This is a genomic window from Arthrobacter cavernae (assembly GCF_017368795.1).
GTDB classification, from domain to species: Bacteria; Actinomycetota; Actinomycetes; order Actinomycetales; family Micrococcaceae; genus Arthrobacter; species Arthrobacter cavernae.
In genome coordinates, this window is record NZ_JAFNLL010000053.1 from 1 (window position 1) to 23,534 (window position 23,534).

Consider the following 23,534-nt stretch of genomic DNA (forward strand, 5'->3'; position numbering starts at 1 on the left):
GGACCTGCTGGTCAAGAAGGTCGAAGAGCGTGCCCTGGACATCAAGGTTAAGAACGGCACGGAAGCCGACGCCGACATGGGCCCCGTGATCAGCGTCGAATCCCGCGACTTCATCGTCAAGACCGTCACCGAAGCCCAGCAGGCCGGTGCCGTGATGGTGGTGGACGGCCGCGACCTGGTGGTCCCCGGCCACGAAGAAGGCTTCTGGGTCGGCCCCACCGTGATCGACCACGTCACCGCCGAAATGAGCGCCTACACCGAGGAAATCTTCGGACCGGTCCTGGTGGTGGTCCGGGTGGAGGACCTGGACGCGGGCATCAAGTTGATCAACGCCAACCCCTACGGCAACGGCACCGCGATCTTCACCTCCTCCGGTGCGGCAGCAAGGAAGTTCCAGCGCTCCGTTACCGTAGGCATGGTGGGCATCAACGTGCCCCTGCCGGTGCCGGTGGCCAACCACACCATCGGCGGCTGGAAGGCCGGGCTGTTCGGCGACAAGCACATCTACGGCCCCGAGGGCGTCTCCTTCTACACCCGCGGCAAGGTCATCACCTCCCGCTGGCCGGAGGCCACCCACGCCTCGGGAGCCTCGTACAACTTCCCGTCCAACTAACCCCAGCTGAGTCGCAGTTGTGGCCGTTTTGGGGGCTCAAAGCGGCCACAATTGCGATCTACTTCTGAGTCAGCCCGGCTAACACCCAAGAGAATTCCCATCCTCAAGTAACCGTTGCGCCCCGGCCGGAAACAAAGCAAGTATCCTGCAGTTCCGGACACTACTTTTCAGGGGGAACATCGTGCTTTCCGAGCGCGAACTGGCGTTCATCGCCATTCACAAAGACAGCTACCCATCCGTTCTCAGCTTTGTCCGCAGGCGCGTCGAATCCATGGAGGTGGCGGAGGAAATCGTGGCCGACGTCTTCCGTGTGGTGTGGCAGAAATGGGGCAACGAATCCCGGAGCGATGTTGCGTGGCTGCTGACGGTCGCCCGGAACCTCATCGGGAACGCCTACCGGAGCCGTGACAGGCAACAGGCGTTGCAGGAAAAGCTGCGGACGACGGCGGTGCAGCGTTTCGGTGAAGAATCCGAAAATGTTGTGGTCCAGGATGCCATGGCGCGGTTGCGCGGCCAGGACCGGGACATACTGCAGTTGGCGTACTGGGACGGCCTCGGCCCGGCCGAGATCGCAGGCGTCCTGCAGTGCAGCGAGTCCGCAGCCAAAGTCCGCCTGCACCGTGCCCGTGCCGCATTCCGGAAGCACATGCCTGCCGGAGCCGAACCGATCACACAGAGGATGGGTGCCTGAGATGGACCAGATCAAGAACCAGATCTCCGCAACGGACCCGCTGTACAACGAGCCGGCCGCTGCCGTGGACAGCGAAGAAGCATTGCGTCGGATCTTGTCCGGGCCGGCGGTTTTCAGCGACAGCCTGCCCGCGGGACTGACATCGATCACCGACCGCAGGCTGCGGCGGGCCCGGATCGCAGCGGGTCTCCTGCTGGGCGCCGCGGCAGTCACCGCAGGGGTCCTGCTGGCCGGCAACCTCGGTCCGCTGACCTCCGGACCGGCGCCTGCCACCACCGTCACCGCAACTGAAGCCGCGCCAACACCGACTCCGACGCCAACGCCGACCCCGACGTCGTCCGCTGAGCCGACTGCCAGCCAGTCCGCAGCTCCGACCGTCCCTGCTGTCGCACCGACAACCGAGCCGACGCAACCGCCAGTGCAGGCCCCCACCCTGCAGACCTTCGTCTTCCCCGACGGGCACATCTCCTTCACCTACCCGCAAGGGTGGAGTGTCCGAACCCAACCGGGCTCGTACGGTTCCATCATCGCCTTCGTCTCCGACGGGGCAGGAACCGACGTAGCCCAGGTCACCAGCGGAATGTACGAACACGAGATTGCCCACGACAGCCCGGCAGGCAGCACCTTCGAGCAGACCGTTCTGGATCACGCGACGGTGCCAGGAATAGTCGATGTGGCGGGGAATCGCGCTGAGTTTGGCCTCACCCAACTGGCCGGACCCACGGACGCGGACGGTGGCCGCTTCCACCCTACGGGGCTCGGTCCTGCCGCCAACTTCCTGCCTACGGTGCCCGCACCTAGGAGCCCCTACATCCTCCTGCCGAATGGCATGATGTCGGCCATCGTTGTCCCCAATGTAAAGTGGCCAGCCGTCATGACACCCGAGGCGATTAAGGCCTGGATGGGAAGCGAACAGTACGCACAGCTGAAGGCCCTGCTGCTGAGTCTGAGCTACAAGTAGCCTGGCACCCATCTGAGTAGCAGCTGATGTCGTTTTGACGGCTCATAACGACATCAGCTGCTACCTACTTGGGTCAGCCCGCCGTGATCAGGTGGCTGGCGGGGTTGTACCGGAAGGTGACCGGGCCGCCGTTGTGGTTCAGCGTGATGTTGCTGCCGTTCGCGGCGCCGCCCAGGCCGTAGTTCTCGGCCCAGGAACCGTTGATGGCGGCCTTGAACTCGTACGAGCCGGCCGGAAGGTTCGCCACAGTCAGCTTCCAGATCCCATCCAAAGGATCCAGTGCCAGCTGGGCCTGGCTGCAGTCTGGCATCCAGTCGCCCGCGCAGCCGAGTTCGGAGTTCAGGCTGCCCGGCGCGGACACGGCGGCTGGCTGCTGGCCCGCAGTGACGGCACTGATCACGTTGCTGGCGTGGTCGTAAAGGAACGTGACGGCGCCGCCAGAGTGGTCGAGCACCACGTTGGCACCGTTCGGTTCTCCGCCCGCACCGTAGTTCTCGTCCCAGGAACCGTTCAGTGCGGCCTTGAACTCGTGGTGCCCGGCCGGCAGGTTCGGGACGGTCAGCTGCCACAGGCGGTGCGCCGGCTCGTAGCTCATGGACGCCTGCCCGCACGACGGCTGCCAGTCCTCCGTGCAGCCCAGCTCGGTGTTCAGGCTGCCGGCCACGGTGACCGTTTCGGGCTGAGTCGGCTCGCCCACCACGCCGCTGCGGGGTTCGCTGGCCGAGGTGTGGCCGGCGTTGTCCAGCACTACCGCGCGGTACTCCACCGCAGTCCCGGCCTCGACCGCCGAGACGTCGTGGAACACCTGGTACGGCGCGTTGTCGTCCGTGCCAATCGCCTGCCACCCGCCGCCCGGCGTCCGAGCCTGGAAGGTGACCTCATGGAACGAGTTGCCGTCGACGTCGGCGGTCACCTTCAGGCGCGTCGCGTCACCGGCCGCCGTGACGGGCTTCCTGAGCACGACGGCGGGGGCCGCCTCGGACTTCGCAAGCCGCCCGCTCGCCTGGTACACGACGGCGGACAGCGGCGGGACGGTGACGGTGAGCTTGGCCTGCGCGTCGCTCTTGGCCTCGGCCGCGGCGTTTCCGTAGACGAGCTCGAACGGCTGCTTTGCTTCATAGGTGGGGATGGCGGCCGTCTGCGCGGTCTCGCTGTTGTTCAGGGCCACGAGGTATTCGCGCTGATCCTTGGCATCGATGCGGGAGAAGGCGTAGATCCCGGCGCCGTCCGCGGCGTAGCGGTTCTGCTGGGCGCCGTCGCGGAGCGCAGGATGCTCGGAGGTAAGGGCCGCCAGCTCGCTGATCTTGCGGTACAGCGGGTGCTGGGCGTCGAAGTTGTCCGAGGCGTGCGTGGAAGCGGTGCCCAGCAGATCGTCGTCGAGGTACTCCTGGACCTGGCTGACGAACATCGACTGCCGCGAGTCCTGGTCACCGCCCGCGCCCGTGAAGCCCTGCTCGTCGCCGTAGTAGACCACCGGGTTGCCGCGGGAGAAGTACATCAGCTCGTGGGCGAGTTCATCGCGTTCGAGCAGTTCGGCGTCGGGGGCGCCCGCATTGTCCTGGGCGATGAACGTGCCGATCCGGCCCATGTCGTGGTTCCCCAGGAAGGTGGGCAGCTGGTAGACGTTGGAATCGGCGTCGGTGTACCAGTCGTCGCCGGCGAAGAACCCGGCCAGGCCGGTGGCCTTGCTGCCCTGGGATGCGAAGCTGCGGGCGGCACCCTGGAAGCCGAAGTCCAGCACGGCCTGCATGCGGTTCTTGGTGGTGTACTTCGAGGTGACGCTCTTGGAGGTGTCGAAGACCTCGCCGAACATGAAGAACTCGTCCTTGCCCTGCTCCTTGGCGTAGCTGAGCACGCGGGGTCCGAACTGCTGCCAGAACTCGTCATTGACGTGCTTCATGGTGTCGATCCGGAAGCCGTCGATCCCGAAGTCGCGGATCCACATCTTGTAGATGTCCACCATGCCGTCAACCACGCGCGGGTTCTCGGTGAACAGGTCATCGAGGCCGAAGAAGTCGCCGTACGTGGAGTCCTCGCCGGCGAAGGTGGTGTTGCCGCGGTTGTGGTACAGCGTGGGGTCGTTGAGCCACTCGGGCACTTTCACGTCCCGTTCGGGTGCCGGAACCACGGGCGTGTAGGGGAACGACGTGCCCGCATCCAACGCCGGGAAGTCCTGCGTTCCGGCGTAGTCCTGGTCGTCGAAAACCTCGCCCGTGGCTGTGCGGTACGGCTCCGTCGCCTTGGAAATGTACGGGGCCGGGGACGTCTCCTTGTACTGGATGACGTCCGCGGTGTGGTTGGAGATGATGTCGAAGTAGACCTTCATGCCGCGGGCGTGGGCGGCGTCGATGAGGGTCTTCAGCTCGGCATTGGTGCCCAGATGGGGGTCGATCTGGGTGAAGTCGGTGACCCAGTAGCCGTGGTAGCCGGCCGAGCTGTTGTCCAGCTGTCCGCCGCCCTGGACGGCCTTGTTCTTGAAGCTCGGGGTGAGCCACAGGGCGTTGGTGCCCAGGCCTTGGATGTAGTCCAGCCGGTCCTGCAGGCCCTTCAGGTCGCCGCCGTTGTAGAAGCCCTTGCGGGTGGGATCGTAGCCGGACACCATCGGATCGGAACCCAGCCCGCCGTCGTCGTTCGCTGTGCTGCCGTTGCCGAAACGGTCGGCCATGACGAAGTAGAAGTTCTGCTTGCTGACGCCGCCGCGGACCGAATGCTGGGCGGCGGGGTTCTTGGTGTTCGCGGGTCCGGCGCTCGCTGGCAGGACTGCGGAGGCCGTCAGTACCGAGGTGGCGAGCACGACGGCGGCCGTGCGGCGGAGTGCCCGGTGCGGGCTTCCGCAGGGGATATTGCGGGGGACAACAGGTCTGGAGCTGCGAGATAACAAGTGGTGAACCTTCCGCTAAGCGACTTTGCTGTGTGGGACGTCACAACTGTAAGCGTTTGCGCGGGCCAATTCCACAGAATTTAAGGGAATTGTTGGTGAGTTCCTCGATCTATCGATGCAAAACTGGAAACGCTTGCACGTCGGCCGAATACGGATCTCTGGAAATTTCACTGTGTCTCTGCACGATGACCCGCCTGAACGTTATGCAGCTGTCCATAACGCGAGCTCCTTGGCTTGCATAGGGTTGAGGAGATCTGGTCCGCACTACCCAAGGATGAAATTCAACGATGAAGAGCATCGCCCTCCTGCGCGAGCGCGCCACGCGCGTCATGCCCACCGGTTCCCACTGCCCGGCCTCGGGGCTGTGGAGTCCGGACTCCGAGCCGGACGCCGTCCAGGCATTCCCCGAAGGCCATGTGCTTCCCGCCCACAACGGCATGCCGACGCTCTGGCGCCGGCGCCCTGCCGGCAGCGCATCTGCATGACCAGCACCCTTTTGAAGCGGCCAGTCGGCTACCGGCACATCCCCGCATCCAAATGGACGGAGCTCACCTCCGGCGATGCCGTATGGATCTACGAAGCGGGCTGGGGCGTCGGAGCCGGGCGCGTTGACGAGGTCTCCGGGGACCACGAATTGTTGTGGGTGTTCCTTGAGCCTGGCAGCCGCAGGTTGCTGTGCGGAACGGATGCCGTAGAGGTCTGGTCCGCCGCCTAGTCAGTGGCCCTGCACGTCGGAGTCCACGCCGGCGTCGGACCCGGCGTCCAGTGTGTCCATGGCGGTGAGGTCGTCATGGTCCAGGACGAAGCCGAAGACGTCCAGGTTCTCCTGCATGCGTTGCGGGTTCGAGGTCTTGGGGATGGCCACCAGGCCGTGCTGGACGTGCCAGCGGAGCACCACCTGCCCGGGCGTCTTGCCGTGCTTCTTCCCGATGGCGGCCAGCACCGGGGCATGGAGCAGATCCTCGCCGGTGCCCAAGGGGCTATAGGACTCGGTGGCGATGCCGTGCTGTGCGTTGAACGCCCGCGCGATCATCCGCGGAATGGCCGGGCTCAGCTGGATCTGGTTGACGGCCGGCACCACGTCGCACTCGGCCAGGAGGTGGTCCAGATGGGTGGGCTTGAAATTGGAAACGCCGATCGAGCGGACTTTGCCCGCGGCCTGCAGTTCCTCGAAGGTCTTCCACGTGGAGACGAACTCGCCGCGCCGGGGGAGCGGCCAGTGGATCAGGAGCAGGTCCACGTAGTCCAGCCCGAGGCGTTCCAACGATCCCTCCAGGCCCGCCACCGCCCTGCCCGAGCCCTGGAACTCGCCGTCCAGCTTGGTGGTGATGAACAGTTCCTCCCGGGCCACGCCACAGGCGCGGATCCCGTTGCCCACGCCCCGCTCGTTGCCGTACTTCTCGGCGGTGTCGATGTGCCGGTAGCCCAGGCCCACGGCCTGGACCACGGCCTCGGCAACCTGGGCATCGTCCAAGGGCCAGGTACCGAGGCCAATCTGCGGGATCCGGTGGCCGTCGTTGAGCTCGATGAGCGGTGAAAGTGCCATGCCGCTCACCACGCGTAGTCTTCGGGCGCGGTGCGGTGCCCCGGGAAGATGTCGTCGAGCCGCTTGAGCGCGTCGGCGTCGAGGGTGACATCCAAAGCCCGGATGGCGGCGTCGAGCTGTTCCTGCGTGCGCGGCCCAACGATCGGCGCCGTCACGGCGGGCTGGTGGAGCAGCCAAGCCAGCGCGACGTCCCCGGGGGCGTGGCCCAGTTCGTCGGCGAAGTCCTCGTACCGGCGGATCTGCTCCTCGTGCTTGCGCAGTGCCTCCAGGGCCCGGCCCTCAGCGCGGCGGACGCCCTGCTGTTCCTTTTTCAGCACGCCGCCCAGCAGGCCGCCGTGCAGTGGCGACCACGGGATCAGGCCGAGTCCGTACTGCTGCGCGGCCGGAATGACCTCGAGCTCCACCTGGCGCGTGAGCAGGTTGTAGATGGACTGCTCGCTGACCAGGCCCGTGTAGTGGCGCCTCCGTGCGGCCTCCTGGGCCTGGGCGATGTGCCAGCCGGCAAAGTTGCTGCTGCCCGAATAGAGGATCTTGCCCTGCTGGACCGCAACCTCGATCGCCTGCCAGATCTCGTCCCACGGCGTATCCCGGTCGATATGGTGGAATTGGTAGACGTCGATGTAGTCCGTCTGCAGCCGCTTGAGGCTGGCGTCCAGGGCGCGGCGGATGTTGAGGGCGGACAGCCTGGACTCGTTGGGACGGTCCGTCATGGTGCCGTACAGCTTGGTGGCGAGAACGGTCCGTTCGCGGCGCTCGCTGCCCTTCGCGAACCAGCGGCCGATGATCTCCTCGGTCCAGCCACGGTGGCCCGTCCCGCCGTAGACGTTGGCCGTGTCGAAGAAGTTGATGCCGGAGTCCAGTGCGGCGTCCATGATCGAGTGGGCCGTGGCTTCATCGCTCTGCGGGCCGAAATTCATGGTGCCCAGGCAGAGCCGGGAGACTTTCAGGCCGGAGCGGCCCAGATGGGTGTAGTGCACGCTGATTCCTTTGCCTTGGGCTTTGTACTGAGCCTATGCAGTTTTCGGCCCGGAGTCAGCAGTTTGCTGTGATCCTGTTCTCCCAGGGGACGCCGGTATCCTTGATGCATGAGTGACACTGCTGCTTCAACCGTCACCTTCAGCGGCCGCTTCGCCCGGGACTTTGCGGAGATGGCCATTCCCTGGCGGGCCGAGAAGGCGCCCGAGCCACGGCTCTTGGTGCTCAACGGGCCACTGGCCGAAGAGTTGGGCCTCGACCCCGATTTCCTGCGCAGTCCCGGGGGCTTGCTCTTGCTCACCGGCAATGAGGTGCCGGCGGAGGCCACTCCGGTGGCCCAGGCCTATGCGGGCCACCAGTTCGGCTGGTACTCGCCCCGCCTCGGCGACGGGCGCGCCCTCCTGCTCGGGGAAATCACCCACGTGGACGGCCGGCTCCGCGAGCTCCACCTCAAAGGATCGGGGCGCACCCCTTTCGCCCGGAACGGCGACGGCCTCGCCGTCGTCGGGCCGATGCTCCGCGAGTACATCGTGAGCGAGGCGATGCACGCCCTGGGCATCCCCACGACCCGCTCCCTCTCCGTGGTGGGGACGGGCCGCGCCGTGCAGCGCGAGACCCTGCTTCCCGGAGCCGTGCTCACCCGGGTGGCCAGCAGCCACCTGCGCGTGGGCAGCTTCCAGTACGCCCGGGCCACCGGCGACGTCGATCTCCTGCGCCGCCTTGCCGATTACGCCATTACCCGCCACTACCCGGGGGCCGCCGACGCCGGGAACCCCTACCTTGCCTTGTTCCAGTCGGTGGTAGCCGCCCAGGCGTCCCTGCTGGCCCAGTGGATGGTGGTGGGCTTCGTCCACGGGGTCATGAACACGGACAACATGACCATCTCGGGGGAGACCATCGACTACGGGCCGTGCGCCTTCATGGATGGATTCGACCCCGCCGCCGTCTACAGCTCGATCGACGAATCCGGACGTTACGCCTACCGCAACCAGCCGGTGGTGGCGGAGTGGAACCTCGCCCGGCTCGCCGAAGCCCTGCTGCCGCTCCTCCACGACGATGAGGAGCAGGGCGTCGCGCTCGCGGTTGAATCACTCGAAGGGTTCCGCCGGCAGTACAGTGCCGCCTGGTCGGCGGGGATGCGGGCCAAACTTGGCCTGCACACAGACGTCGACGACGACGTTGCCTCGCTTCTGGTCGACGATCTACTGGCGCTCCTCCAGGAGGGCCGCGTCGACTACACCTCGTTCTTCCGGAACCTCGGCAAGGCTGCCCGCGGCCAGCCCGGGCCTGCACGGGGCATGGTTCTGGACCTGGCAGCCTTCGATGCCTGGCTGGGGCGCTGGCGCGCCGTTGGCCCGGACGCAGGCCTGATGGACCGGGTCAACCCCGCCTACATACCCCGCAACCACCTCGTGGAAGAGGCCCTAGCCGCCGCCACCGGGGGAGATCTCGATCCGCTCCACGGCCTACTGGACGCGGTGACCACACCGTTCGAAGAGCGCCCCGGCCTGGAGCGCTACGCCTCCGCAGCCCCGGAAGACTTCGGCGCCTACCGGACCTTCTGCGGAACCTGAGGCTTAACCGGTGATGGCCGCGCCCCGGAAGGGGCGCGGCCATCACCGTATCCAGTCAGGAATCCGGTCAGCGTTCCAGTCGGAAGCCAAGTTTGATGGTGACCTGCCAGTCGGCCACGGCACCGTCGGCCAGGTGGCCGCGGATTTCCTTGACCTCGAACCAGTCAAGGTTCCGCAGGGTCTGGTTGGCGGCCGCGATGCCGTTCTTGATGGCGGCGTCCACCCCCTCGGACGAGGTGCCGACAATTTCGGAAACGCTGTATGTGTGGTCAGCCATTCTTGCTCCTCATGATCGTCTCTGATGCCTGGACTGCTGGCCTGGCGGAGGCCGTGAAAGCAGACTAGCCGACACGACGCCGGGCGAACAGGGGCAGGGTCCGGCTACGGCGTCTCGAGCACGAGGTTCTTGAGGTCGTCCAGGGTCTGCTGCATGTGCGCGTCCATGGCTTGGCGGGAGCGCGAGGGGTCGCGGGACTCCAGGGCCTCGGCAATGTTCTGGTGGTGGCCGATTGCGTGTTCCTGGATTTCCGGCACGGCGGACGTTTCGGTCCGGCGCTTCTCCAGCACGCGGTGCAGCGGCTCGAACAGCACGGCCACGAAGACATTCTCAGAGGCGTGCAGGATCAGGTCGTGGAAGGCCAGGTCCGCTTCCACGAAGGCGGCAACATCGTTGACCAGGTGGGCATCGCGCATGGCGGCCACGTAGCCGTAGAGCGCTTGGATGTCGGCGTCGCCGATCCGGCTGGCGGCGAGCTCGCAGGCGCCGGTTTCCAGCATGCGGCGCAGTTCGATGAGCTGGACCGAGGCCTCGGCCTCGTTCTTGCCCTCGGAGGCGGCGCGCAGCACGGCTTCGAGCGAGGCCCAACGGTTCAGGGGGTTCACGAACGTGCCGCGGCCGCGTTCCACGCTCAGGATGCGCTGGGCTTCCAGGGTCTTCATGGCTTCGCGGACAGTCATCCGGCTGACCTCGTGCCGGGCACTGAGCTCAAGCTCGCCCGGAACCGATGATCCGGGTGGAAATTCCCCCGTGATGATGCGGTCCAGCAGCTCATCCGCTACGACGCCGACCAGCGACTTGCGTGCCATGGTGCTCCGTTCCGTTTCCTGCAGCCCGCGCCCGGGGCGCCGGGGCGGATCCCTTGGGGCGGGCTGGTTGTCAGACATCTTACGCTGGCGGTGGCCAGCTTTCTTTCCAAAATTCATGAAGTGCAACAGCGCAGGCCCGGGGCTGCTCCCAATGCACGCTGTGGCCGGCGCCGGGTACCGCTGCGAGCCTCCGCAACGGGCTGCCGGACACGAATTCCTGCACCTGTTCCGGCGTCCGCAGTCGGTCCGCCGTGCCCGTGAGAACCAGCGTGGGTGCCTTCACCAAACCCGGCACCTCCGGTGCCACGCCCGCCATGGCGGCGGTTCCGCTGGCGGCCAAGACCGGGAACGGCACTTCGAAGCCCCTGCTGAGCAGCTTCGTCTCCTCGGCCGGCAGCGGCCCAAACCATGCCTTCATGCATTTGGCCCGGGTGCCGGCGTCGATGAATCCCTGCTCCAACTGGGACAGCAGCATGGTCCGGAAGCCCTGGTTCGGAGGTGCCGGCACCATGCCCACGAGGGCAAGGGTGGCCACGCGTTCCGGGTGGTGCGCGGCAAGCGTCAGCGCCACGCTGCCGCCAAGCGAATGGCCGGCCACATGGACAGCTTCCGCGGTCCGGGCGGCAATCGCCGCCGCCACCGCAGCGGCCGCCGAATCCAGCGTCCATGCAAAGTCCCCGGGCAGCTCCTCGCCGGGGTGGTATCCCGGCAGGTCGAGAATCCACACTCTGTGCCCGGCGTCGAGCAGTTCCTGCGCGAGGGGTTCCCAGTAGATGGATGACGATGCCCAGCCGTGGATCAGGACCGCGGGCGGGGATCCTGCCAGGGGAGCCGCGGCTTCGCGGACCTCCACGTGGAGCGGGGGTGCATCGTTGGACATGCGCCCAGCCTAGTGAGCAGCACCACTTGCGCGCCTGAAGACGCATGTGTCACACTAGCATTCAAATGTTAGATGTCTGACATCTTACATTCACTAACCGCAGCAAAGTTTCCCCACGATGGAGTGCACCGTGACCCTTGAAGTCGATGTTCTGGCCGCTTTCCCCGCGGAAGTCCAGATTCCCGCACAGCTGGTTGCGGACGCCATGGCAGCGTCCTCCGCAAGCTCCCCCCGCGTCCTGGTAGTGCTCGACGACGACCCCACGGGCACGCAGTCCGTGGCCAATCTGCCGGTGCTCACCCGCTGGGACGTTGCTGACTTCACCTGGGCGTTCGCCCACATTGCCGAAACCCAGGCCGATCCCGCCGTCTACGTCCTGACAAACACCCGCAGCCTGGACCCGGCCGAGGCCGCCGCCCGCAACGAGGAAATCGTGCGCAACGCCCTGGCTGCCGCGGAAGCCACAGAGCCCGGCAATGCCGGTTCCACGCTGCGCGTGGGATTCGTCAGCCGCGGCGACTCCACGCTCCGCGGCCACTACCCGCTGGAGCCGGACGTCATCGCCGCCACCGTTGAGGCCGTCACCGGCGAAAGCACCGACGGCGTGGTGATCGTCCCGGCGTTCCCCGACGCCGGCCGCGTCACCATCGGCGGCGTGCACTACATGCGCGGCACCGGCGAAGACGCCGGCAAGCTCACGCCGGTCTCCGAGACCGAATTCGCCAAGGACGCCAGCTTCGGCTTCGCCAACTCCGAGATGGCCAAGTATGTGGAGGAGAAGTCGCAGGGCCGCTTCGCCGCGGACTCCGTGATCGTCCTGGACCTGAACACCATCCGCGCCGCCGGAGCCGACGGCGATCCCGCAGTCTCCGCCAAGGCCATCGCCGACGCCCTCGACGGCGCCCGCGATTCCACCCCGATCGTGGCCGACATCGTCACCGAGAACGATCTCCGCGCCCTGTCCCTGGGCCTGGAAGAAGCCGAACGCCGCGGCAAGAAGCTGCTCTACCGCGTGGGCCCGCCGTTCGTCCGCGCCCGCATCGGCCAGGAAATCCGCACCGAACTCAGCACCGAGGAAGCCTTCGAAGGCAACACCCCCTCCGCCGCCGGCGGACTGATCGTGGTCGGCTCGCACGTCGGCGTCACCACCCGCCAGCTCAACGTCCTCACGGCCCAGCACAGCGCGGCCCGCATCATCGAGATCGACGTCGAACAGCTGCTTGCCGCCGAAACCGAAACGGAGGCTGCTGACGGTTACATCGGAACCGTGGTGGCCGACGTCGTGGACGCCCTCCACAGCGGCGACGTCATCGTCCACACGAGCCGCCTGCTCATCAAGACCGACGACGCCGCAGCGAGCCTGAAGATCGCCCGCACGGTCTCGGCCGCCGTCGTCGCGGTCGTGAACCGCACCCTCAAGACCTTCCCGCCGCGCTTCGTCATCGCCAAGGGCGGCATCACGTCCTCGGACGTCGCCGCGCACGGCCTGGAAATCCGCCACGCGATTGTCCGCGGCCCCATGCTGCCGGGCATCGTCTCCCTCTGGGAGCCGGTGGACGGGCCCGCCAAGGGCATCCCGTACATCGTGTTCGCCGGCAACGTGGGCGACGACCAGTCGCTGGCCGCGGTCACCGGCAAGCTCAGCACCACCTTCTAAAAAGCTCCTTCCCCCAACCCCTGCATTCAATGGAGAACACCATGACCAGCAACTACACCGTCACCGTTCTAGGCCTCGGCTCCATGGGCCTGCCCATGGCCACCCGCCTGGCGTCCCAGCTGACCGTGAACGGCTTCGACATCGCCGAGGCCCGCCTGCAGCTCGCCGCCGACGCCGGCATCAACACCTTCGCCTCCGCTCGCGAAGCCTCCGAAGGCGCCGACGCCCTGCTCCTGGCCGTCCGCAACGGCGAACAGCTCAACGATGTCCTCTTCGGTGAGAACGGCGTGGCATCCGTGCTGAAGCCGGGCGCCGTCGTGATCCTCGGCAGCACCGTGGGCACCGAAGCCATCCCGGCCACGGTGGAGCGCCTCGCCGAGTACGGCGTCGAGCTCGTTGACGCGCCGCTGTCCGGCGGCCCCAAGCGTGCCGGCGAAGGCGACCTGCTCATCGTGGTCGGCGCAGCTCCGGCAGCCCTGGAAAAGGCACGCCCCGCGCTGGAACTGCTGGCCTCCACCCTGAGCATCGTGGGCGACAAGCCCGGCGACGGCCAGGCGCTGAAGACCGTCAACCAGCTCCTGTGTGGCGTGCACATCGCCGCCGCGGCCGAGGCCATGGCCCTGGCCGACGCCCTCGGCCTGGACCAGGCCAAGACCCTCGCGGCCCTGGAAGCCGGTGCTGCCGGTTCCTTCATGCTCTCCAACCGCGGCCCGCGCATCCTGGAGGCCTACACCGAGGAAGGCGCCGAGGTCCTCTCCCGCCTGGACATCTTCGTCAAGGACATGGGCATCGTGGGCAAAGCCACCCGCGCCGCCGGACTCGCCGCGCCGGTGGCCGGCGCCGCAGAACAGCTGTACCTGCTCGGCCAGGCCCAGGGCCTCGCCGCAGCCGATGACTCCGCAGTCATCAAGGTCGTCGCGCCCACAAGGCGCAGCAACTAGCAGTAAACCCCTCAAAAGCCGCTTGACGGCGGTTCCCCCTCCGCCGTCAAGCACCTCGCTAGTCTTTAACTAGCTCGTCAAAGGAGACAAACCCCGATGAATCCCCTCATCAATTCCTTGGCGGTACGGGCCGCAGAGGCCCCTGCCATCAAGCCGGCCGTGGAGCTTGGGACTCCGCTGCTGTTGACCATCGCCGCCCTCGGCGTGGCCGCGCTGCTCGTGATGATCATCCGCTTCAAGGTCCAGGCCTTCGTCGCCCTGCTCGCGGTGAGCATCGCCGTCGCCCTCGCGGCCCAGATCCCGCTCAAGGACATCTTTGCCGTCGTCACCACCGGCGTCGGCAACACCATGGGCAAGGTCGCCCTGCTCATCTCCCTCGGCGCCATCCTCGGCCGCATGATCGAGGTCTCCGGCGGCGTGCAGTCCCTCGCGGACCACTTCGTGGAGCGCTTCGGCCGCACCCGCGTAGGCATCGCGCTGACCACCGTCGGCTTCCTTGTTGCCATCCCTGTGTTCTTCGAAGTCGGCATCATCGTGCTGGTCCCGATCGTGTACGCCTTCTCCAAGCTGCTGAACCTGCACCCGATCAAGTTCGGCCTGCCCATGGCCGGCATCATGCTTGCCATCCACGTGGCCGTCCCGCCTCACCCGGGCATCGTCGCGGGCGCCGGCGTCCTGGGCGCCGACGTCGGACTCATCACCATGCTCGCGCTGGCCATCTGCGTGCCGCTCGGCTTCCTCTCCTACTGGGTCGCCTCGATCATGAACCGCCGCGAGATGGAGCTCCTGCCCTCCGTGAAGGCCCAGCTTGAGGAGTACGGCAGCGCGGAAACCGTCCACGAGGGCCACAAGCGCCAGCACGCCACGAAGTCCGGCCCCGGCGCCACCTTGCTCAACTCCGCTGTCATGGCACCGCCCTCGGCCGGTCTCATCATGGCGCTCATCGCCGCCCCGATCGTCCAGATCATGATCGGCACCGTCGGCACGCTCATGCTGCCGAAGACCCACGAGCTTTACGGCCTGGCCGCCTTCATCGGCACCCCGGCGTTCGCGTTGCTCGTCTCCGTCGTCCTCGCGTTCTTCCTGCTCGCGGTGCGCCGCGGCTGGTCGCTGTCGGAGACTGGCGAGATCTTCGAGCAGTCCCTGCCCCCGATCGCCTCGATCCTCATGATCGTCGCCGCCGGCGGCGTGTTCGGCGAGGTCCTCAAGGTCAGCGGCATCGGCGCTGCACTCTCCTCCACCCTCTCCGGCATGGGCCTGCCGCTCATCCTGCTCGCCTTCATCATCTCGCTGGCCCTCCGCGCCGCCCAGGGTTCCGCCACCGTGGCCATCGTGACCACCACCGGCCTGCTCACCGCGGCCGTTCAGAACGGCGGCTACACGCCGGTGGAGATCGCCCTCATCGTCATCGCGATCGGCTTCGGCTCGCTCGGCCTCAGCCACGTTACTGACGCAGGCTTCTGGGTTGTGGTGCGCTACTACGGCATCACCGTGGCGGACGGCCTCAAGACCTGGACCGTCCTCACCACGATCCTCGGCGTGGCCGGCTTCCTGCTGACCTTCCTCGTCTGGGCTCTGGTCGGAGGACTGGCCCACTGATGCGCGCCCGCCTCGACGAACTCGTCACCACCGCCCTCGCCGCGGGATCCGCAGTGCCGGCCTTCACCTGCTACGACTTCACCACGGCCCTCGCCGTGGTGGGTGCAGCCGAGAAGGCCGGGCGCGGCATCATCCTGCTCGTGGCACCCAAGACGGCGGCCACCCCCAACGGGCTGCGGCTCATCGCGGCCCTGCGCGGGCTGGCCGATTCCGCCAGCGTCCCGGTCTCCGTGCAGCTGGACCACGCCTCGGACCTGGACGTCATCCGTGACTCCGTGGCCGCCGGCGCGGACGCCGTGCTGGCCGACGGTTCGTCGTTGCCGCTGGAAGAGAACATCGCCCTGGTCCGCGCAGTCCGCGCCGCCCTCGACGCCCAGGGTGCGTCCGGCGTCGTGATCGAAGCCGAACTCGGCGGCCTGGCCGGCGACGAGGACAAGGCGTTCGGCGCGGACGATTCCGCACCCGACGCCGGTCCCGAGGCCGCAGGCCTCACGGATCCCGGACAGGTGGCCGACTTCGTCGCCCGGACCGGCGCGCAGCTGCTCGCCGTGGCCGTGGGCAATGTGCACGGCAAGTACAAGGGCGAGCCGAACATCCGCTGGGACGTCCTGCAGGACGTCGCCGCGCGGACGGACGTGCCGCTGGTGCTGCACGGCGCCTCCGGCATCCCCGCCGAGGAGCTGGCCAAGGCACCTTCGATGCAGGTGGGCAAGGTCAACTTCAACACCGAGCTCCGCACCGGCATCCTGGCCACCCTTGAGGGCGAGACCTCCGCGCACCGCGCCGACGGCGAGAACCTCCAGGGCCTGCTGGGCCGCTGGAACGCGTCGGCGGCCACGTTCGCAGGCGCCACGCTGGCGATGCTGGGCGCCCCGTAGGGCCGAACGCGGCAGGAAGACAAGGGGAGGCTAGGATCAGCACATGGTCCTGGCCTCCCTTGTTTTTTGCCCCAGCTGCGGCTCCATGCTCCTGGCGGCCAACGTGCTCGCCTTGAGCGGACGCAAGTACCTCCGCGCCGCGGTTCTGCAGGGCACGACGCCGCTGCTCGCCGTCGTGCTCGCTTCCTGGCCGTGACGCTCGCCTAACTCCGGCAGCTCCGCCGCTACTGGTTCCGGCCGCCGGGCGGGCGGACAATGGAGTCAGCAATCGATACCAGTCGGTGCCTTCGTGAAGGAGCGCCATGGGGAGTCCGCGGCAGCTGAAGGGTTCCGTCGGCTTGGCCGGAGGCGGCCAGCGTGATTCCGTGATCGACCTCGTCCGTTTTTTCTGCCTTGCCTTGGTGGTGGCGGGGCACAGCATGATGGTCAGCCCGGTACTGCACCGCGATGGCACCGTCACCACCGAGAACACCCTCGCGGAACAGATCTGGTTTGTGCCTGCCGTCTGGGTGCTGATGATCGTGCCCTTGTTCTTCGTGCTCGGCGGGATCACCGGGCTCGAGTCTTGGCGCCGGCTGAAGGACAGCGGCGGCACGGGATTCGACTACGCCAAGCTGCGTCTCCTGCGGCTCGTCCGGCCCGCCACAGCCTTGCTCGCCGCCATGTTCCTGGGCCTCTGGGCGGCGCGGCTTTCGGGAGTGGACCCGCAAGTCATCCAGCTGATGGCCACCGGCGCCGGCATGCCGCTGTGGTTCCTCGCCGCGTACCTCACCGCACAGCTCGCGGTGCCGCTCATGGCCCGGCTGCACGGCCGGGCGCCCTGGCTGACGCTCGGGCTCCTGACGGCCTGCATCATCACCATCGACTCCCTGCGCGGCGCCCTGCCGATGCTCGCCTACCTCAACCTGCTCTTCGTCTGGTGGGCCGTCCAGCAGCTCGGCTTCCTCATGGCCGACGGCGTGTTCGCCGGTCGCAGCCGGGCCTCGCTCGTGGGTGTGATCGCTGGCAGCAACCTGCTCCTCGGTGTGGTGACCGGCGTGGGCGCTTACCCGGGCAACATGCTGGTCAACCTCAACCCACCCAATTTCTGCCTGCTGCTCCTGGGCGTTTCGCAGGCGGCCACGCTGCAGCTGCTGCGGCCGGCCCTGGACTGGGTGGCGGGCATCCGCTGGATCCGTGGGATGGTGACCGTGGCCGGCCGGCGCTCCGTCACGGTCTACCTTTGGCATTTGCCGCTGCTCGTGGCCATGTCCGGGCTCCTCCTGCTGACAGACTTCCCCAAACCGGCGTCCGGCACCGCGGAATGGTGGTGGGCCCGGCCGCTCGTGTTCCTCGCCGTCGTCGTCATGCTGGTGCCTGTCCTGGCGCTGTGCGGCAGGCTGGAGGACCGCCCGACGGCGGCCGTCCACGCCCGGGGCCGCCCGCCGGCCGCGGTGGTTACCGCCGGCGTCGTGATGTTCATTCCGATCGTGGACGCGGTCTTCAACGGCCTGACACTCGAACTGCTGGGCAGGGGAGCGGCGTGCTTCGCGCTGGCCGTCCTGCTGCTCGGCCACGTCCCGGCCAGCGCACCGGTGCCGGCGCCTCTGTCGACACCAGTGGCGACGCCGGCTGCTGTACCGGCGCCAGCGGCCGGGTCGGCGGGGCCATTGCCAGCGCCGGGTTTAAGTGCCAATCTCGAGTCATGACTGAGTTCACGGATTCACGCGAAGAGGCGTTCAGCCCAGGTGTCACCACGGTCAGGAACGACAAGTTCCACCGCTACGAGCTCCTGGTTGACGGCGAAGTGGCCGTGATTTCACAGTTCATGGACAAACCCGGCCACATCGACTTCCTGCACACCGAGACCCGGAGCAAGTTCCAGGGCCAGGGGCTGGCCAAGGTGCTGGCCCACTTCGCCCTCGATGACGTGGTGGCCTCCGGCAAGCGCATCATCCCGCATTGCCCCTACATCGCGCACTACCTGCGCCATCATGAGGGCTACGAGCAGGACGTCGACTGGCCGCCGGAACCGCCCGTGGGCGAACCGGAAAACGAGTAGGCGGCCGGGCCGCCATTGAGTACGTCAGCCCGCTCGGCCGGCCTGAAAGGTACCCACAGCGATCTCCTTAAATCCAGCCGCGGTTTCTGAAGATCCGGTGCAGGACGAGGCTGACGCCGGCCATGAGGGCGATGGAGAGCGGGTAGCCGTATTCCCAACCGAGTTCAGGCATGTTTTCGAAGTTCATCCCGTACACCGTCCCTACCAGCGTCGGTGCGAAAAGGATCGCGGCCCAGGCGGAAATCTTCTTGACTTCCTCGTTCTGGGCGTTGCTGGCCTCGGCGATGTGTTTCATTTCTTCGTTCTGCCGCTGCGCGACCAGGGTTGCGTTCACGGTGAGGATATCCCGGAGCATGAAACGGAATCCTTCGATCCGTTCGTTGGCCTGGGCGGTATGGTCGGCGACGTCGCGGAGGTATTGCTGGAGCTCTTCGGAGATCCCGTATTTCGTGAAGCCTCCGGCCAGCGCAGAAAGGATCCCCAGGGTGGGGTGGGTGGATCGTTGGAACTGGATGACTTCCCGGGAGAGTTCGTAGATGCGCCGGGAGACTGCGGGGTCGCCGCTGAACACTTCGGTTTCGATTTCGTCGATGTCGTTCTCCAAGCCGGAGACGACCGGGGCGTAGCCGTCGACGACGGCGTCCAGGATCGCGTACAGCACGGCCTCGGGGCCCAGACGTAGCAGGGTGGTGTCATGTTCGAGGCGGCGGCGGACCTGGGCGAGGTCCGGGGTGCCTCCGTGGCGGACGGTGATGATGAAGTTCGGCCCGACGAACACGTGCAGCTCGCTGAATTCGATTTCTTCCCTCGAGTCCAGGTAGCGGGCAGCGCGCAGCACGACGAAGAGGGTCTCTCCGTAGCGTTCGATCTTGGAGCGCTGGTGTGCCAGTACGGCGTCTTCGATTGCGAGTTCGTGAAGGTTGAATTCCGCGGCGAGCGACTGCAGTTCGGACTCTTCCGGACGAACCAGCCCGATCCAGGCCATGGAGCCTTCGAAGTGGTTCAGCTCCCGGTACGTGTCCGGGAGGCTTTTCGGTGAGGACACGCGCTTGCCGTCAAGGTAGATGCCGCTGTCGACAAGGCTCGGACGTCGGGTTTCAGGCAGGGCCAGTGCGGCAGCAGCGCCCTGGGTGGCAGGGGTCCGCGAGGCGCGGGAAGTGCGGTTGGCGAGGGTGTGCAGGCGCGCGGAAAAGCGGCGGGTGTTCATCATGGTGATCCAGGCATTCGAAGAGGTCACGGCCGTAACGGCCACGGACGTCTCCCGCCAAAGCGCGTGAGTTTGGTGTGGAACCTGGGACCTGAGGTTCAGGCGGGAGAGTGTTCGTCCCGGCTGATACTTGGAGGTTCGGTGTGCATGGACACGTCCTCCCGTCTGCTCAAATCTGTCGAATCGTGCTAATTGGACCACAGACATGGCTTGACGGGCAAGCCAGAGGCCCTGGAGGTGATCAGAGCCACTTCCGGCGCTTGAACATCAGATACAGCACGACGCCCATGGCCAGCATCAGGGCGACCGCAAAGGGATACCCCCACAACCAGGAAAGTTCGGGCATGTTCTCGAAATTCATCCCGTAGACGGTCCCGACAAGGGTCGGCGCGAACAGGATCGCAGCCCAGGACGAGATCTTCTTGACTTCCTCGTTCTGGGCCAGGCTCGACTCGGACAGCTGTTTCATCTCGTCGTTCTGCTGCTGGGCCACCAGGGTCGCCTGGACCGAAAGTGCGTTCTGCAGCAACGCCCTGAACGCATCGACGCGTTCAACGATCCTGATCACGTGGTCATCCACGTCCCGCAGCCGGCGTTGCAGCTCCAGGTCGAGCTGGTATTTCTCTGAACCACGCTGCAGGGCCTCGAGCATCGGGGCCAGGGGGTGGGTGGCACGCTGGAACGCGATCACCTCGCGGGAAAGGTCGTAAATGCGCCGCGCAACATCGGAGCCGGCATTGAACAACTCGTCTTCGATCTCATCGATGTCGTTCTCCAGCCCGGCCACCACGGGCTCGTACTGGTCCACGACCTCATCCAGAATTGCGTACAGCACCGCCTGCGGCCCCAGGCCCAGCATCTCCGGGTCCGCCTCGAGGCGGCGGCGGACCCGGGCAAGGTTCGGGGACTCGGCATGCCGGACCGTGACGACAAAGTCCGGCCCGACAAACACGTGCAACTCACCGAACTCCACCTTCTCGACATCATCCAGGTACCGCGCCGGGCGCAGCACCGTGAACAAGGTATCCCCGTAGCGTTCCAGTTTGGCCCGCTGATGCCCATGAAGGGCGTCCTCCACGGCAAGCTCGTGCAGGCTGAATTCATCGGCCACGGCCTGAAGTTCAGGCGGCTCCGGACGGTAGAGACCGATCCAGGCCATCCCGCCGCGCTCCCGCATGACCTCGAAGGTCTCATCCAAGCTCGCCGGATTAGCCGTCCTGGCACCGCCCACATAGACGGCGTTATCCACCATCGTCATCAGTACCGGCTCCTTCCGACCACTGCCCGAAGAGCCACTCTGCGGAAAGGCCCCGCTACTTACCATAGCGACCCCGCAGCCTCCGCCGAACACCCGAACTGCCACCCCGGCCGGCGGGAGCTACGGCCGGCTAAGCCCGTCCACCTTGCGCTCCAGTACCGCGCGCTCGGCGGCGTTACCGCACAGCGCTATGGCCTGCAGGAGTGCGGCGCGCGCGTCGTCGTGCCGGCCGAGCCGGGTGAGCATCTCGCCGCGGACCGCGGGGAGCAGGTGCGTGCCCGCCAGCTCCCCGCGTGCGGCGACCGCGTCCACCAGTTTCAATCCCTCGGCCGGACCAGAGGCCATCGCGACCGCCACGGCACGGTTGAGCTCGATGATGGGGGACGGGGTCAGGCGTGCGAGGGCTTCGTAGAGTATGACGATCCGCTGCCAGTCCGTTTCGGCCACCGAGTGCGCCACCGCGTGGCACTCGGCGATGGACGCCTGGAGACCGTAGGCGCCCAGCCCGCGTCCGGACCCCGCAGCCCGGGCCAGTGCCGCACGTCCGCGGCGGATCGCGGACTGGTCCCACCGCCGTCGGTCCTGGTCTTCCAGAAGCACCGGGCGGCCGGAGGCGTCGAGCCGGGCCGGGAACCGTGCAGCGGTGAGTTCCATTAGCGCGAGCAGGCCGAACACCTCCGGTTCGGGCGCGACCCGCACTAGCACGCGGGCCAGGCGGCGGGCTTCGCCGGCCAGGTCCGTGCGGATCCATTCCGCGCCGCCCGAGGCGAACGAGCCCTCCGTGAAGATCAGGTAGATGACCTGAAGCACCGAGCTCAGCCGTTCGGCCAGCTCGTGCGGTTCGGGGACGGCGAACGGCACCTGCGCGGCGGCAAGCGTCTTCTTGGCGCGGGTGATGCGCGCCTGGACCGTCGCCACCGGCACCAGGAAGGCCTTGGCGATCTCGTCGGTGCCCAGCCCGCCCACCACCCGCAGCGTCAACGCGATCCGGGCTTCCTTGGCCAGCACCGGATGGCAGGAGATGAACATCAGGGCGAGCACGTCGTCGTCGATCGCATCGGGGTCGAACAGCGCGTCCGTTCCGGGCTCCTCCTCCGAGAGCCCGCGGGCCAGGAGCGCGTACTTTTCGTCCCGCGCCGCCCGCCGGCGGAAGGTATCAATCGCACGACGGCGGCCGGTGGTGAGCAGCCAGCCGGCGGGTTCGGCAGGCACCCCGTTGACGGACCAGGAAACCAGTGCCTCGGCGAGCGCCTCTTGGGCGAGGTCCTCGGCCAGCGGGAAGTCGCCGGTATAACGGGCCAGGGCGCCGACGATGCGGGCGGATTCCATCCGCCACACTGCCTCGACGGCGCCCCGTGCCTCAGCCGCACTCACTGCCGCGTCAGAGCTGTCGCGTCAGGGCAGGCGGCTCAGAGCTGCCCGGTCTGCACGCGCCAGGCGCGCTCCTTCTGGATCCATTCGTTGTCCTGCGGGAACTCGTCGATGCTGGTCACGCGCCGGATCTCGGTCTTGGTGCCCGCCGTCATGGGAGCCCGCTTGGCCCACTCGACGGCTTCCTGGACCGATGCGACGTCCAGGATGTAGTAGCCGCCGAACAGTTCCTTGGTTTCGCCGTAGGGGCCATCGGTGACCACGGGTGTTTCGCCGGTGAAGTCGACCACCACCCCGTCCTTCGCGTCGTCGAGACCTTCGGCCGCCAACAGAACCCCGGCGCGGATGAGCTCGTCGTTGAACTTGCCCATGGCTTCGAGGATTTCGTCGAAATCGATGTTCTCGAACTTCGCGAACGCCTCGTCGTCTGCCCGCATGATCAACATGTACTTGGCCATCACGTACTCCTTGGTTTGTGGAAGGTCGCCCTTCGACCTTCTCACCCACAGGTCGAACGGCGCGAGACCGGATCGACACAAAGCCCGAGAATTTTTTCTGAACTTCTGGGCGGGCCGGTTCACTCTGGACGGTTCACTCTGGACCGGGGTGCGAGGCAGGTCTAGGGTGGGTTCGTCCGGTGGATCCCGCCGACCCCACCTGAAAGGGAGGAACCATGGCCGGCGAACCAGCGTTCTTTGAAATCGGCGTCGAAGATCCCGAACGAGGCAAGGCGTTCTACGGCGCGCTCTTCGGCTGGGACTTCACGCCCGGGCCGTCCGGTCGCGGCGGCTTCATGATCGGCACGTCGAGCGCGCCGGGCACCGCAGGCATCCCCGGCGGGCTGCACGGCGGCGACAAGGGCGCGGCGCCCTACCTGTTCTTCAGGGTGGACGAGCTCGACGCCGCCTTGGCCCGGGTGCGTGAGCTTGGCGGCTCGGTGGATGGCACGGACCCGGGCGACGAGGACAACGCGGCGGAGTACGGAAGATTCAAGCTGTGCAAGGACGATCAGGGCTCGGTCTTCGGCCTTTACCAGCCCCCTGCGCAGTAATTGTGCCTACCTGCCCGGGGCAGCGTCCCGGGACTTCTCGAGGAGCTGCCTGGCGTAGTTCTTCATGGAGCGCTGGTATCGGGGCAGGTGCTGTGCCAGTGCGGTGATGGCCAAGGACAGGGCCTCGCGTTCGCGACCGGTGTCCGCCAGCGCCAAGGCCAGCACGGCATCCACCGCGTCCGAAAGGTGGTCCTCGCCCCGGCCGCGCTCGTCGGTCAGCATCGCCACGCTGATCTCGACGTGGCCCAGATTGCGCAGGGAACTGACCAGTTGGATGACTGCCCGACGCCGGCGCTGCGGCTCCCGTGAGCGGCCGGTGCGGTC

At 67.0% G+C, this 23,534-nt stretch carries 23 protein-coding genes and 2 pseudogenes; 14 read left to right on the forward strand and 11 right to left on the reverse strand.

Annotated elements, in window-relative coordinates:
• From J1902_RS17025 to J1902_RS17035, 3 genes are all read left to right on the forward strand, one after another.
• The coding region (locus tag J1902_RS17025) for an aldehyde dehydrogenase family protein (RefSeq protein WP_207617503.1) at positions 1 to 613 on the forward strand (613 nt) is incomplete at its 5' end.
• Between the two features lie 181 nt (positions 614 to 794).
• Positions 795 to 1,304: an RNA polymerase sigma factor gene (locus J1902_RS17030; protein WP_207617504.1), complete on the forward strand. Its 510-nt coding sequence runs from the start codon at positions 795 to 797 to the stop codon at positions 1,302 to 1,304.
• Between the two features lies 1 nt (position 1,305).
• Entirely contained in the window at positions 1,306 to 2,265 is a 960-nt protein-coding gene (locus tag J1902_RS17035; protein WP_207617553.1) for a hypothetical protein, read from the forward strand.
• A gap of 73 nt (positions 2,266 to 2,338) precedes the next feature.
• On the opposite strand, the gene J1902_RS17040 is transcribed toward J1902_RS17035, so the two are convergent.
• Positions 2,339 to 5,146: an alpha-amylase family glycosyl hydrolase gene (locus J1902_RS17040; RefSeq protein ID WP_372434583.1), complete on the reverse strand. Its 2,808-nt coding sequence runs from the start codon at positions 5,144 to 5,146 to the stop codon at positions 2,339 to 2,341.
• A 287-nt stretch (positions 5,147 to 5,433) separates the two neighbouring features.
• Here J1902_RS17040 and J1902_RS17045 point away from each other — a divergent pair, with 287 nt between their 5' ends.
• Complete coding sequence (locus J1902_RS17045) at positions 5,434 to 5,631, forward strand: hypothetical protein (protein WP_207617506.1); 198 nt, start codon at positions 5,434 to 5,436, stop codon at positions 5,629 to 5,631.
• On the forward strand, positions 5,628 to 5,861 hold the full coding sequence (locus tag J1902_RS17050; protein WP_207617508.1) for a hypothetical protein: 234 nt from the start codon (positions 5,628 to 5,630) through the stop codon (positions 5,859 to 5,861). The genes J1902_RS17045 and J1902_RS17050 overlap by 4 nt, the downstream gene beginning before the upstream one ends.
• Here J1902_RS17050 and J1902_RS17055 read toward each other — a convergent pair whose 3' ends face one another.
• Positions 5,862 to 6,692 carry an aldo/keto reductase gene (locus J1902_RS17055; protein ID WP_207617510.1) on the reverse strand — a complete coding sequence of 277 codons (831 nt, stop codon included), beginning with the start codon at positions 6,690 to 6,692 and terminating at the stop codon, positions 5,862 to 5,864.
• A 5-nt stretch (positions 6,693 to 6,697) separates the two neighbouring features.
• Positions 6,698 to 7,669: an aldo/keto reductase gene (locus tag J1902_RS17060; RefSeq protein ID WP_207617512.1), complete on the reverse strand. Its 972-nt coding sequence runs from the start codon at positions 7,667 to 7,669 to the stop codon at positions 6,698 to 6,700.
• 108 nt (positions 7,670 to 7,777) lie between these two features.
• On the opposite strand from J1902_RS17060, the gene J1902_RS17065 reads away from it, so the two are divergent.
• A complete protein-coding gene (locus tag J1902_RS17065; protein WP_207617513.1) occupies positions 7,778 to 9,241 on the forward strand; it encodes a protein adenylyltransferase SelO in 1,464 nt (487 codons plus the stop codon).
• Positions 9,242 to 9,308: 67 nt separating this feature from the next.
• Here J1902_RS17065 and J1902_RS17070 read toward each other — a convergent pair whose 3' ends face one another.
• The 3 genes from J1902_RS17070 to J1902_RS17080 all read right to left on the reverse strand — a co-directional run bounded on the left by J1902_RS17070 (position 9,309) and on the right by J1902_RS17080 (position 11,207).
• Positions 9,309 to 9,518 carry a dodecin gene (locus J1902_RS17070; protein WP_207617514.1) on the reverse strand — a complete coding sequence of 70 codons (210 nt, stop codon included), beginning with the start codon at positions 9,516 to 9,518 and terminating at the stop codon, positions 9,309 to 9,311.
• A 104-nt stretch (positions 9,519 to 9,622) separates the two neighbouring features.
• Complete coding sequence (locus J1902_RS17075) at positions 9,623 to 10,327, reverse strand: FadR/GntR family transcriptional regulator (protein ID WP_207617516.1); 705 nt, start codon at positions 10,325 to 10,327, stop codon at positions 9,623 to 9,625.
• Positions 10,328 to 10,406: 79 nt separating this feature from the next.
• Positions 10,407 to 11,207 (reverse strand): alpha/beta fold hydrolase, encoded by an 801-nt coding sequence (locus J1902_RS17080; RefSeq protein ID WP_207617518.1) that lies wholly within the window; start codon positions 11,205 to 11,207, stop codon positions 10,407 to 10,409.
• Between the two features lie 130 nt (positions 11,208 to 11,337).
• On the opposite strand from J1902_RS17080, the gene J1902_RS17085 reads away from it, so the two are divergent.
• The 7 genes and pseudogenes from J1902_RS17085 to J1902_RS17115 all read left to right on the forward strand — a co-directional run bounded on the left by J1902_RS17085 (position 11,338) and on the right by J1902_RS17115 (position 18,323).
• Positions 11,338 to 12,864 carry a four-carbon acid sugar kinase family protein gene (locus J1902_RS17085; protein ID WP_207617519.1) on the forward strand — a complete coding sequence of 509 codons (1,527 nt, stop codon included), beginning with the start codon at positions 11,338 to 11,340 and terminating at the stop codon, positions 12,862 to 12,864.
• Positions 12,865 to 12,905: 41 nt separating this feature from the next.
• Positions 12,906 to 13,805 (forward strand): NAD(P)-dependent oxidoreductase, encoded by a 900-nt coding sequence (locus J1902_RS17090; protein WP_207617520.1) that lies wholly within the window; start codon positions 12,906 to 12,908, stop codon positions 13,803 to 13,805.
• Between the two features lie 96 nt (positions 13,806 to 13,901).
• Complete coding sequence (locus tag J1902_RS17095; protein ID WP_207617521.1) at positions 13,902 to 15,404, forward strand: GntP family transporter; 1,503 nt, start codon at positions 13,902 to 13,904, stop codon at positions 15,402 to 15,404.
• Positions 15,404 to 16,282: a class II fructose-bisphosphate aldolase gene (locus tag J1902_RS17100; RefSeq protein WP_207617522.1), complete on the forward strand. Its 879-nt coding sequence runs from the start codon at positions 15,404 to 15,406 to the stop codon at positions 16,280 to 16,282. The genes J1902_RS17095 and J1902_RS17100 overlap by 1 nt, the downstream gene beginning before the upstream one ends.
• 55 nt (positions 16,283 to 16,337) lie before the next feature.
• A pseudogene (locus tag J1902_RS17105) lies at positions 16,338 to 16,489 on the forward strand (DUF1304 domain-containing protein); the annotation flags it as partial.
• A gap of 95 nt (positions 16,490 to 16,584) precedes the next feature.
• Positions 16,585 to 17,970, forward strand: coding sequence for an acyltransferase family protein (locus J1902_RS17110; protein WP_207617523.1), 1,386 nt, complete (start codon positions 16,585 to 16,587; stop codon positions 17,968 to 17,970).
• Positions 17,967 to 18,323 (forward strand): GNAT family N-acetyltransferase, encoded by a 357-nt coding sequence (locus tag J1902_RS17115; RefSeq protein ID WP_207617524.1) that lies wholly within the window; start codon positions 17,967 to 17,969, stop codon positions 18,321 to 18,323. The genes J1902_RS17110 and J1902_RS17115 overlap by 4 nt, the downstream gene beginning before the upstream one ends.
• Before the next feature lie 67 nt (positions 18,324 to 18,390).
• On the opposite strand, the gene J1902_RS17120 is transcribed toward J1902_RS17115, so the two are convergent.
• The 4 genes from J1902_RS17120 to J1902_RS17135 form a co-directional block, all read right to left on the reverse strand.
• Positions 18,391 to 19,533, reverse strand: a complete 1,143-nt coding sequence (locus tag J1902_RS17120) for a magnesium and cobalt transport protein CorA (RefSeq protein ID WP_242702153.1) — start codon at positions 19,531 to 19,533, stop codon at positions 18,391 to 18,393.
• A gap of 238 nt (positions 19,534 to 19,771) precedes the next feature.
• Complete coding sequence (locus J1902_RS17125) at positions 19,772 to 20,788, reverse strand: magnesium and cobalt transport protein CorA (protein ID WP_207617526.1); 1,017 nt, start codon at positions 20,786 to 20,788, stop codon at positions 19,772 to 19,774.
• A gap of 120 nt (positions 20,789 to 20,908) precedes the next feature.
• Entirely contained in the window at positions 20,909 to 22,162 is a 1,254-nt protein-coding gene (locus J1902_RS17130; RefSeq protein ID WP_207617528.1) for an RNA polymerase sigma factor, read from the reverse strand.
• Between the two features lie 35 nt (positions 22,163 to 22,197).
• The gene (locus tag J1902_RS17135; protein WP_207617530.1) at positions 22,198 to 22,617 is read right to left on the reverse strand and encodes a YciI family protein; all 420 of its coding nucleotides are present in this window, start codon (positions 22,615 to 22,617) and stop codon (positions 22,198 to 22,200) included.
• A 215-nt stretch (positions 22,618 to 22,832) separates the two neighbouring features.
• On the opposite strand from J1902_RS17135, the gene J1902_RS17140 reads away from it, so the two are divergent.
• Positions 22,833 to 23,210, forward strand: a complete 378-nt coding sequence (locus J1902_RS17140; protein ID WP_207617532.1) for a VOC family protein — start codon at positions 22,833 to 22,835, stop codon at positions 23,208 to 23,210.
• A gap of 6 nt (positions 23,211 to 23,216) precedes the next feature.
• On the opposite strand, the pseudogene J1902_RS17145 reads toward J1902_RS17140, so the two are convergent.
• Positions 23,217 to 23,495 (reverse strand): annotated as a pseudogene (locus J1902_RS17145) (tetratricopeptide repeat protein); the annotation flags it as partial.
• Positions 23,496 to 23,534: the final 39 nt, after the last annotated feature.